Annotated in this window: 9 protein-coding genes and 1 pseudogene; 6 read left to right on the top strand and 4 right to left on the bottom strand. The window is 69.0% G+C overall.

Annotation, left to right across the window (positions count from 1 at the left end; translation table 11 throughout):
• A pseudogene (locus X946_RS35930) lies at window positions 1-300 on the top strand (hypothetical protein); the annotation flags it as partial.
• 103 nt (window positions 301-403) lie between these two features.
• Window positions 404-796, top strand: coding sequence for a VOC family protein (locus X946_RS29330; protein WP_038755488.1), 393 nt, complete (start codon window positions 404-406; stop codon window positions 794-796).
• On the opposite strand, the gene X946_RS36595 is transcribed toward X946_RS29330, so the two are convergent.
• A complete protein-coding gene (locus X946_RS36595; RefSeq protein WP_038755486.1) occupies window positions 783-1,274 on the bottom strand; it encodes a hypothetical protein in 492 nt (163 codons plus the stop codon). The two genes, X946_RS29330 and X946_RS36595, sit on opposite strands and share 14 nt — an antisense overlap.
• A 93-nt stretch (window positions 1,275-1,367) precedes the next feature.
• On the opposite strand from X946_RS36595, the gene X946_RS29320 reads away from it, so the two are divergent.
• Window positions 1,368-2,054, top strand: a complete 687-nt coding sequence (locus tag X946_RS29320; RefSeq protein WP_038755484.1) for a helix-turn-helix transcriptional regulator — start codon at window positions 1,368-1,370, stop codon at window positions 2,052-2,054.
• Window positions 2,055-2,410: 356 nt separating this feature from the next.
• Here the strand turns inward: X946_RS29320 and X946_RS29315 are convergent, their stop codons facing one another.
• Genes X946_RS29315 through X946_RS29305 form a run of 3 tightly spaced genes read right to left on the bottom strand, consistent with a single transcriptional unit; the run spans window position 2,411 to window position 5,343 of the window.
• Window positions 2,411-3,865: an NAD(P)(+) transhydrogenase (Re/Si-specific) subunit beta gene (locus X946_RS29315; protein WP_038755482.1), complete on the bottom strand. Its 1,455-nt coding sequence runs from the start codon at window positions 3,863-3,865 to the stop codon at window positions 2,411-2,413.
• On the bottom strand, window positions 3,862-4,191 hold the full coding sequence (locus tag X946_RS29310; protein WP_038755481.1) for an NAD(P) transhydrogenase subunit alpha: 330 nt from the start codon (window positions 4,189-4,191) through the stop codon (window positions 3,862-3,864). Before X946_RS29310 ends, X946_RS29315 begins: the two co-directional genes overlap by 4 nt.
• A gap of 12 nt (window positions 4,192-4,203) precedes the next feature.
• Window positions 4,204-5,343, bottom strand: coding sequence for a Re/Si-specific NAD(P)(+) transhydrogenase subunit alpha (locus X946_RS29305; protein ID WP_038755479.1), 1,140 nt, complete (start codon window positions 5,341-5,343; stop codon window positions 4,204-4,206).
• A gap of 242 nt (window positions 5,344-5,585) precedes the next feature.
• Between X946_RS29305 and X946_RS29300 the strand changes: the two genes are divergently transcribed.
• From X946_RS29300 to X946_RS29290, 3 genes are all read left to right on the top strand, one after another.
• Window positions 5,586-6,095, top strand: coding sequence for an NUDIX hydrolase (locus tag X946_RS29300; protein ID WP_038755477.1), 510 nt, complete (start codon window positions 5,586-5,588; stop codon window positions 6,093-6,095).
• The gene (gene mnmA, locus X946_RS29295; RefSeq protein WP_038755475.1) at window positions 6,092-7,321 is read left to right on the top strand and encodes a tRNA 2-thiouridine(34) synthase MnmA; all 1,230 of its coding nucleotides are present in this window, start codon (window positions 6,092-6,094) and stop codon (window positions 7,319-7,321) included. Before X946_RS29300 ends, mnmA begins: the two co-directional genes overlap by 4 nt.
• A 121-nt stretch (window positions 7,322-7,442) precedes the next feature.
• Entirely contained in the window at window positions 7,443-9,083 is a 1,641-nt protein-coding gene (locus X946_RS29290) for an FMN-binding glutamate synthase family protein (RefSeq protein ID WP_038755473.1), read from the top strand.
• The last annotated feature ends 156 nt before the right edge of the window (window positions 9,084-9,239 follow it).

Raw genomic sequence — 9,239 nt, 5'->3', positions numbered from 1 at the left:
GGCAAGCTCTTCGGCAAGCTCTTCGGCAAGCTCTTCGGCAAGCTCTTCGGCAAGCTCTTCGGCAAGCTCTTCGGCAAGCTCTTCGGCAAGCTCTTAGACGAGCCCCTCGACAAGCCGTTCGCCGAGCCCTCCGCCGGGTTCGGTTCACGTCGGCCGTCGCGCGCGGCGTATGCGGCGAATCGCGCCGGCAACGGTGCGCGTGGGCCGCGCGCGCATCGAATGCGAGGTCGTCGAACGCCGGGCGGCACGGCTTCATTTTGCGACCTGAAAGTAGCGCGTCAAGCACCGTTACGCTGCTGACAATACGTTGTCAGCAGGCTCCGCGCACACTGCGAAGCCGTCGCGCCGCGACGCGGGTTTCCGGGGCGGACTCCCCCGCACATCAACGTACAAGGAGCTTGCAATGACTACCGCAAACAGCGAACGCGTGATCGCCTGGTTCGACATTCCGTCAGTCGATTTCGACCGCGCGATCCGCTTCTACGAGACCGTGCTGCAAACGGCGTTGCAGCGCGAGGTGATCGGCGGCGTGCCGACCGCGGTCTTCGTGCATCCGGAGGCGGCCACGGGCGGCGCGGTCGTCTACGATCCACAGCGACTGAAGCCGGGCGCGGACGGCACCGTCGTCTACCTGAACGCGAACGGTCCGGTGACGGCCGCGCTCGAGCGTGCGAAGCGCGCGGGCGGCATCGTGCAGGGCTCGGTGATCGAGCTGCCGAACAACTACGGCTACATCGGCTATCTCGTCGACACCGAAGGCAATCGCGTCGGCCTGCATTCGCTCAAATGCAGTTGAGCGCGTCGCCGGTGAGCTGCGTGCTTGCGCCGACGGGCAGAACGTCGGCCGCGCGAGCCGGGACGCGCCGCGCCGGCGCGCATGCGGCAGCGTGCGAGCCGGCGTGGAGAACGGCCTTCGGCATGGTGTCGGTGTCGGTGTCGGTGTCGACGCCGAAGACGGTGGCGGGAACGGCGACGAAGGCGGAAGCGGCAATCGCCAACCGCACGGCGGCGCGTGCGGCTGGGGAAACGGCGGCGGCGGTGTCGGTGTTGGCGGTGTTGGCGGTGTTGGCGGTGTTGGCGGTGTTGGCGGTGTTGGCGACGTTGGCGACGTTGGCGACGTTGGCGACGTTGGCGACGTTGGCGGCAGCGGCGTCAGCGTCAGCGCCAGCGCCAGCGTCGACATCAGCATCGACGTCGACATCACCCCCGATGACGGCCGTAGCGCCGCCGACATCGAAGCACGTGCAATCGCCCGCCGCAACGATCGCGCACATCGGATCGCCTACGAAAACCGCGCGCGCCCGCCGTCGCGCGCGGCGTTATCATCGCGGCATTGCCCCCCTCGTTCCCACTCTCGAAGGCTCGCGATGACGCGCCGCGCCGACCGTCTGTTCCAGATCGCCGAATTGCTGCGCGGCCGCCGCCTGACGACCGCGCAGCAACTCGCCGACTGGCTGTCGGTATCGCCGCGCACCGTGTATCGCGACGTGCGCGACCTGCAACTGTCGGGCGTGCCGATCGAAGGCGAAGCCGGGATCGGCTACCGCCTGAACCGCGCGGCGAGCCTGCCGCCCCTCACGTTCACCGCGGAAGAGCTCGCCGCGCTCGCGGCGGGCGCGCGGATGCTCGAGACGTGGGGCGGCGCGCGCTTCGCGGGCGGCGCGCGTTCGGCGCTCGCGAAGATCGCGTCGGCGATGCCTGCCGACAAGCGCGCGACGCTCGACCGGCTCGCGGTGTTCGCGCCGTCGTTTCACATCGACCGCGCGTTCTCGGAGAAAGTGGATGCGCTGCACGAAGCGGTCGACGGCCGCCGCGTCGTGAGCTTCGCGTACTGCGACCGGCTCGGCGCGCGGACGACGCGCCGCGTGTGGCCGCTCGGGCTCGTGTACTGGGGCGGGCGCTGGACGATCGGCGCGTGGTGCGAACTGCGCGAGGACTTCCGCACGTTCGACATCGCGCGCATGAACGAGGTCGCGGTGCACGGCCCGTTTCCGGATCAGGAGGGCAAGCGGCTCGCCGACTATCTGCGCAAGGCGAACGCGCCCGTGCGCTGAACGCGGCGCAATCGCTCCGCGCGATCTCGAATGCCCGCAAAACGCGTCGCGGCGAGTCGCGAGTCGCGAATTGTGAGTTGCGAGCCACCACTCGCAATTCACGCGGCGCCCCGCCCGGCGCGAAATTGAAAACGAAGAAAACGGAGGAATCAGAGCACAAGCGGCGGCGACCCAAGCGCGCCGGCCGCACGGCGCGATCCGCGTCGCCGCCGCGCCGCCGCGCCGCCGCGCCGGCGCCCGCACACAAAAGAAAAGCGCCGGATCGACGCGCCCCTTTCGGAGCGCACGCCGACCGGCGCGATGCTGCCGCGCGGCGCGCGCCCGTCCGTCCGCCGGCCGGGCGCACGCGCGCCGCGTCACTCGACCGACTTCACCATGTCCTCGATCACCTTCTTCGCGTCGCCGAAGACCATCATCGTCTTGTCCATGTAGAAGAGCTCGTTGTCGAGGCCCGCGTAGCCCGCCGCCATCGACCGCTTGTTGACGATCACCGTGCGCGCCTTGTACGCCTCGATGATCGGCATCCCCGCGATCGGCGATTTCGGATCGTTCTTCGCCGCCGGATTCACGACGTCGTTCGCGCCGAGCACGAGCACGACGTCCACCTGCCCGAATTCGCCGTTGATGTCCTCCATCTCGTGGACGATCTCGTACGGCACTTCGGCTTCCGCGAGCAGCACGTTCATGTGGCCCGGCATCCGCCCCGCGACCGGATGAATCGCGTAGCGCACGTCGATGCCCTTCTCGACGAGCTTGTCGGTCAGCTCCTTCAGCGCGTGCTGAGCGCGCGCCACCGCCAGGCCATAGCCCGGCACGATCACGACCGATTCGGCGTTGCCGAGCATGAACGACGCGTCCTCCGCCGAGCCCGACTTCACCGGCCGCTGTTCCTTCTCGCCGCCCGCCGACGCCGCGCCCGCATCGCCGCCGAAGCCGCCCAGGATCACGTTGAAGAACGAGCGGTTCATCGCGTGGCACATGATGTACGACAGGATCGCGCCCGACGAGCCGACGAGCGAGCCCGCGATGATCAGCATCGCGTTGTTCAGCGAGAAGCCGATGCCCGCCGCCGCCCACCCCGAGTACGAGTTCAGCATCGACACGACGACCGGCATGTCCGCGCCGCCGATCGGAATGATGATCAGCACGCCGAGCGCGAACGCGATCGCCGTCATGATTCCGAACGGCAGCCACGATTGCGTGAGGAAGAACAGAGCGCCGAAGCCGAGCATCGCGAGCGCGAGCATCAGGTTCACCAGATGCTGGCCCGGATAGACGACGGGCGCGCCCTGGAACAGCCGGAACTTGTACTTGCCCGACAGCTTGCCGAACGCGATCACCGAGCCGGAGAACGTGATCGCGCCGACGAACGTGCCGATGAACAACTCGATCCGGTTGCCGTACGGGATGAAGTTCGGCGAGCTCGCGTCCTGCGGCACGAGCCCGAACGCCTCCGGCTCCGCGACCACCGCGACCGCGATGCACACGGCCGCGAGACCGATCAGCGAGTGCATCGCCGCGACGAGCTCGGGCATCTTCGTCATCTCGACGCGCGCGGCGATCACCGAGCCCACCGCGCCGCCGATCACGAGCGCGCCGAACACGAGCCCGAGCCCGAGCGGCAGGTTCGCGCCGAGCCACGCGGCCTGCTTCGCGATCAGCGCGACGGTGGTCAGGATCGCGATCGCCATCCCGACCATTCCGAATAGATTGCCTCGTCTAGCGCTCTTCGGATTCGACAGCCCCTTGAGCGCCTGGATGAAGCACACCGACGCGACGAGGTACAGCAACGTGACGACGTTCATGCTCATCGCGCGCCCTCCTTCGCCTTGCCGCCCGCCTGCTTCGGCTCCTTCTTCTTGAACATCTCGAGCATGCGCCTCGTCACGAGGAAGCCGCCGAACACGTTGACCGCCGCGAGCGCGACGGCGAGCGTGCCGAACACCTTGCCGACGCCGCCCAGCGTGAGCGCGGCCGCGAGCATCGCGCCGACGATCACGATCGCCGAGATCGCGTTCGTCACCGCCATCAGCGGCGTATGCAGCGCGGGCGTCACGTTCCACACCACGTGGTAGCCGACGTACACCGCCAGCACGAAGATGATCACGTTGATGACCGTGTGATTGATGATCTCCATGGCCTCCTCCCGTTATTTGCGCACGACTTCGCCGTCGCGGCACAAAAGCGTCGCGGCCACGATGTCGTCCGAAAGATCGATGTTGAGCGCGCCTTCCTTCGTGACGATCAGCTTCAGGAAGTCGAACAGGTTGCGCGCGTAGAGCGACGACGCGTCGGCGGGCACCATCGCGGCCAGGTTCGTGTAGCCCGCGATCGTCACCCCTTGGTGCACGATCACCTGATCGGCGACGGTGAGCGGGCAGTTGCCGCTCTTCCTGCCGTCGAATTCGGGGCCGCGGCCCGCCGCGAGATCGACGAGCACCGAGCCCGGCTTCATCGACTGCACGGTCTCGACGGAGATCAGCGTCGGCGCGGCGCGGCCCGGAATCAGCGCGGTGGTGATCACGATGTCGGCCTGCTTCGCGCGATCGTGCACGAGCGCCGCCTGCCGGCCGAGCCACGACGCCGGCATCGGCCGCGCGTAGCCGCCGACGCCTTGCGCGGCATCGCGCTCTTCTTGCGTTTCGTAAGGAACGTCGAGAAATTTCGCGCCGAGCGATTCGATCTGCTCCTTCACCGCCGGGCGCACGTCGGACGCCTCGATCACGGCGCCCAGGCGCTTCGCGGTCGCGATCGCCTGCAGGCCCGCGACGCCCGCGCCGAGCACGAGCACCCGCGCGGCCTTCACGGTGCCCGCGGCCGTCATCAGCATCGGAAAGAAGCGCGGATACAGCGTCGCGGCGACGAGCACCGCCTTGTAGCCGGCGATGTTCGCCTGCGACGACAGCACGTCGAGGCTCTGCGCGCGCGTCGTGCGCGGCGCGGCTTCGAGCGCGAAGCCCGTCACGCCCGCCGCCGCGAGGCGCGCCGCCTGCTCGGCGTTGAACGGCTCGAGCATGCCGACCAGCACCGAGCCTCGCTTCAGATGCCCGTTCTCGGCGTCGGTCGGCGCCTGGACCTTCAGCACGATGTCCGCGGCGAACGCGGCGGCCGCATCGGCGAGCTCCGCGCCGGCCGCCGCATACGCGTCGTCCGGAAAGCTCGCGGCCGTGCCCGCGCCGCGCTCGACCGTGACGCGGTGGCCGGCCGCCGCGTATTTCTTGACCGTCTCCGGCGTCGCCGCCACGCGCGCCTCGTTCGCCCGCGTTTCGGCAGGCACTCCGATATGCATCGTCGATCCCTCCTCTTCGTTTGTTCTACTGCGACGGCGAGCCGGAAGACTGACATACCGGCTCGAAGGCAACGGCTGTTTCAGGCGCCACTTTAACCGAAAGCGGTGACGATTCATCAATGCGACCCCTTTCCGGCGGCCGCGCCCGTGCGCATCGACAACGCCCGCAGTTGCGCCGGGGTCGGAACCGCGCTATACGCGCATTCGGCAGCCGCGCGGCGCAACCGGTAAAATGCGCGGCTATGAAACCCGAAATCTGGACCCCGCACGTGACGGTCGCCGCGATCGTCGAACGCGACGGGCGCTTTCTCGTGATCGAAGAACAAACGTCGTCCGGCCTGCGCATCAACCAGCCGGCGGGCCACCTCGAAGCCGGCGAGACGCTCGTCGAAGCGGTGATCCGCGAGACGCTCGAGGAAACCGCGCATCCGTTCGAGCCGGACGCGCTCGTCGGCGTGTATCTCGCGCACTACGCACGCCCGGCGAGCGCCGGCGCGACCTACCTGCGCTTCACGTTCTGCGGCCGCGCGGGCGTCGAGCACGCCGATCGCGCGCTCGACGCCGGCATCGTCCGCACGCTGTGGATGACGCCCGAGGAACTGCGCGCCTGCGAGGATCGCCACCGCTCGCCCGCGGTGATGCGTTGCGTCGACGACTACCTCGCCGGCCGCCGCGTGCCGCTCGATTTCGTGCATACGCATTCGGTCGCGCCATATCGCGCGGCCCCGAATCATCAGGCGGTGGGCAAATGACGAAGCGTCGAGTCGTGGTGGGCATGTCGGGCGGCGTCGATTCGTCGGTGACGGCGTGGCTCTTGAAGGAACAGGGCTACGACGTCGTCGGCCTCTTCATGAAGAACTGGGAGGACGACGACGACGGCGAATACTGCTCGACGCGGCAGGATTGGATCGACGTCGTGTCGGTCGCGGACCTGATCGGCATCGACGTCGAGGCCGTCAATTTCGCGGCCGAATACAAGGACCGGGTATTCGCCGAGTTCCTGCGCGAATACTCGGCGGGCCGCACGCCGAACCCGGACGTGCTGTGCAACGCCGAGATCAAGTTCAAGGCGTTCCTCGATCACGCGATGTCGCTCGGCGCGGAAACGATCGCGACCGGCCACTACGCGCGCGTGCGCGAGCGCGACGGCCGCTTCGAGCTGCTGAAGGCGCTCGATCATACGAAAGACCAGTCGTACTTCCTGCATCGCCTCAATCAGGCGCAACTGTCGAAGACGATGTTCCCGCTCGGCGAGATCCCGAAGACGAAGGTCCGCGAGATCGCCGCGCAGATCGGGCTGCCGAACGCGAAGAAGAAGGATTCGACGGGCATCTGCTTCATCGGCGAGCGCCCGTTCCGCGATTTCCTGAACCGCTATCTGCCGACGAAACCCGGCCCGATGAAGACGCCCGACGGCAAGACGGTCGGCGAGCACATCGGCCTCGCGTTCTACACGTTCGGCCAGAGGAAGGGCATCGGGCTCGGCGGCAGCAAGGACGGCAGCGGCGAGCCGTGGTTCGTCGCGGCGAAGGACATTGCGTCGAACACGCTCTACGTCGTGCAGGGCCACGATCATCCGTGGCTGCGCTCGCGTGAGCTCGTCGCGGGCAACGTCAGCTGGGTCGCGGGCGAGCCGCCCGCCGACGGCGCGCGGTGCGGCGCGAAAACCCGTTATCGGCAGGCCGACGCGGCTTGCATGTTCGGCCGGGCCGCGCCGGATCGAGGCGCGTCAAGCCGGGCCGGGCAAGGCCGAGCCGCGCCGGGCGCCGGCGCACCGCCTGCCGGCGCGGCCGATGCCGGCGGCGAGCGCTTCTCGCTCACGTTCGACGAGCCGCAATGGGCCGTCACGCCCGGCCAGTCGGCCGTGCTGTACGACGGCGACGTATGCGTCGGCGGCGGGATCATCGAGTCCGCGGCGACGGAACGCCCCGACGCCGCCCCCGAGGGCCGCGCAAGCGCGCTCGCCGAAGCGCGCTGAACCCCGATCGGTTTAGACTTGCGGCACGCGAGGCACGCCGCGCCGGCCGGGCGCCGTGCGCGCGCGCCGCCGCGCCTGCCGCCGACACGCGGCGGCATCCGAAAAACGATATGGAGTCCCCATGCTTTCTCGACGCTATCTCGCGATGTGGTGCGCGCTCGCCCTCTTCGCGGCCGTCGCCGTGCTCGCGGCGCGGCACACGATCTCGTGGCTGTGGATCGTGCCCGTCGCCGCGCTCGTCGCGCTCGGCCTGTACGACCTGAAGCAGGACCGCCACGCGATCCTGCGCAACTATCCGCTCTGGGGCCATCTGCGCTTCCTGTTCGAATTCATCCGCCCCGAAATCCGCCAGTACTTCGTCGAGGACGATACCGACGAAAAACCGTTCTCGCGCGCGCAGCGCAGCCTCGTCTACCAGCGCGCGAAGAACGTCGCCGACAACCGGCCCTACGGCACCGAGCTCGACGTGAAGGCGGTCGCGCACGAATGGATCAGCCATTCGCTCGCGCCGACGAAGCTCGACGGCCACGACTTCCGGGTGCGCGTGGGCGCGACGCGCGAGCAGCCGTACGACATCTCGATCTTCAACATCTCGGCGATGAGCTTCGGCGCGCTGTCGGCGAACGCGATCCGCGCGCTCAATCTCGGCGCGAAGCAAGGCGGCTTCGCGCACGACACGGGCGAAGGCTCGCTGTCGAAATATCACCGCGAGCATGGCGGCGACATCATCTGGGAGATCGGCTCCGGCTACTTCGGCTGCCGCCGCGACGACGGCACGTTCGATCCGGACACATTCGAGAAGCAGGCGCGCGCCCCGCAGGTGAAGATGATCGAGGTGAAGCTGTCGCAAGGCGCGAAGCCCGGCCACGGCGGCGTGCTGCCCGCCGCCAAGATCACGCCCGAGATCGCCGAGACGCGCGGCGTGCCGATGGGCAAGGATTGCGTGTCGCCCGCCGCGCACTCGGCGTTCTCGACGCCGCGCGGGCTGCTCGAATTCGTCGACCGGCTGCGCGAGCTGTCCGGCGGCAAGCCGACGGGCTTCAAGCTGTGCGTCGGCCATCCGTGGGAATTCTTCGGGATCGCGAAGGCGATGCTCGAGACGGGCATCGTGCCGGACTTCATCGTCGTCGACGGCGCGGAAGGCGGCACCGGCGCGGCGCCCCTCGAATTCACCGATCACGTCGGCGTGCCGCTGCAGGAAGGGCTTCTCCTCGTGCACAACACGCTCGTCGGGATCGGGCTGCGCGAGCGGGTGAAGCTCGGCGCGAGCGGCAAGATCATCACCGCGTTCGATATCGCGCGCACGCTCGCGATCGGCGCGGACTGGGTGAACTCGGCGCGCGGCTTCATGTTCGCGGTCGGCTGCATCCAGGCGCAGCACTGCCACACCGACCGCTGCCCGACGGGCGTCGCGACGCAGGACCCGGTGCGCCAGCGCGCGCTCGTCGTGCCGGACAAGGCGGAGCGCGTCCACAACTTCCATCGCAACACGCTGCACGCGCTGCAGGAGCTCGTGCAGGCGGCGGGGCTGTCGCACCCGTCCGAGCTGCGCGCGCATCACATCGTGCAGCGCGTCGCGCCGCACGAAGTGCGGCTGATGTCGCAACTGCTCAAGTATCTGGAGCCGGGCGCGCTGCTGAACGGCGGCCATTGCGGCTTCTCGCTGTACGAGACGTGGTGGCCCGTCGCGCGCAGCGATTCGTTCTCGCCCGGCGAGGCCGTATACGCGCGCGTCGACAAGCGCGCGCCGGCGCGCGCGTAGCCGCATCGCGCGAAGCGTCGCGACGGCGCGCGCGGCGAAGCGGTCGTGCGAATCGTCGCGGTGCGGCGGTGCGGCGGTGCGGCGGTGCGGCGGTGCGGCGGTGCGGCGGTGCGGCGGTGCGGCGGTGCGGCGGTGCGGCGGTGCGGCGGTGCGGCG

This window comes from Burkholderia sp. ABCPW 111, from assembly GCF_000773065.1.
GTDB lineage: Bacteria > Pseudomonadota > Gammaproteobacteria > Burkholderiales > Burkholderiaceae > Burkholderia > Burkholderia savannae.
This window is presented reverse-complemented; position numbering and strand designations above follow the sequence as displayed.